Annotated in this window: 1 protein-coding gene and 1 pseudogene; one reads left to right on the top strand and one right to left on the bottom strand. The window is 59.7% G+C overall.

Annotated features, from left to right (window positions below):
• Positions 1–606 (bottom strand): LysR family transcriptional regulator (locus EN969_RS31840; protein ID WP_164758701.1); only part of this gene is annotated, 606 nt, incomplete at its 3' end.
• 123 nt (positions 607–729) lie between these two features.
• Between EN969_RS31840 and EN969_RS31835 the strand changes: the two are divergent.
• Positions 730–1,211: pseudogene (locus EN969_RS31835) on the top strand (class 1 fructose-bisphosphatase); the annotation flags it as partial.

Here is a 1,211-nt window from a genome sequence, read left to right as displayed (position 1 = left end):
GGTTCCGGAGCCGGGCTCGCGAATAAGGAAATGCTCCTCGGCAATCCGCTCCTTGGAGATATCGCGCGCCGCCACCAAGGGATGGTCGGGCGGCGCGATGATGACCAGCGGATGATCACCGAAGACCGAAGCACGCACCGGAACCTCTTTCGCCGGACGCCCCATCAGCGCGATATCGATGTCGTGGTTCCTGAGGTTGTCGATCGTCTGGGCACGATTGCCGATGGCAAGCCGCATGTCGATGTCGGGATGGTCCTTCATGAACGCAGCCATCAGCCGCGGCGCGAAATATTTGGCTGTGGAAACGACGCCGAGCCTCAAGCTGCCGGTGCGTACGCCCTTGATGGCATCCATCTTGTCTTCGAGCAAACCGAGATGCTCCTCGATAACCTGCGCTGTCTCGACGAAAGCCAGACCTGCGGCAGTGGGACGCATGCCGTCCGACGTTCGGTCGAACAGAGCCAGCTGGAATTCTTCCTCCACTTGTCGCAGTTGGATTGTCAGCGCTGGAGGAGACAGGCCTAACATCTTGGCTGCGCTGACAATTTTGCCGCACTTGATGATTGCCTGGACGGTCTTGAAATGCTTGAGCGTGAGGTTTCTCATGTCGCATACTAAGTTATTTTTACTGACCAGGTAAAGTTATTGAATTTTACTTATCGTGTGACGTTTGTTTCCATTCCTCCAGTCCAGCCGCTCCGAGGAGATGCGGCCGGAGGGGAGGTTACGATGCCAGCGGCAACGCTCGACGCTTTTCTGAACTCCTATCTCGGCCAGCCAGACGAATTCCGCTCGGCCGTTGTGACGACCGTCCGTCAGTTGACACAGGCCGCCATCAAGGTCCGCAACACCATCAACCAAGGGGTGCTCGGCGCCGCCTTTGCCGAGACCCGTGGCGCCAATGCCGACGGCGACGTCCAGAAGGATCTCGACGTCTTCTCCGACGACATCTTCCTCGACGCCATGCGCCGTGCGCCGGTGGCGCTTTACGCCTCCGAGGAGCTGGAGCAGCCAGTCCTGCTCGACAGGCAAGCGCCACTCGCCATTGCGATCGACCCGCTCGACGGCTCTTCCAACATCGACACCAACGTGTCGATCGGAACGATCTTCTCGCTCCTGACCGCAACTGGCGCGCCGGACGCTGATCCGGCCGCCTCTTTCTTGCAGGCGGGCGTGAACCAGCTAGGCGCCGGTTTCTTCATCTATGGGGC

This window comes from Mesorhizobium sp. M7A.F.Ca.CA.003.01.2.1, assembly GCF_003998945.1.
In the GTDB taxonomy this organism is placed as follows: domain Bacteria; phylum Pseudomonadota; class Alphaproteobacteria; order Rhizobiales; family Rhizobiaceae; genus Mesorhizobium; species Mesorhizobium ciceri.
The sequence above is the reverse complement of the archived record's forward strand: the minus strand, read 5'-3'. Positions and strand labels throughout refer to the sequence as shown.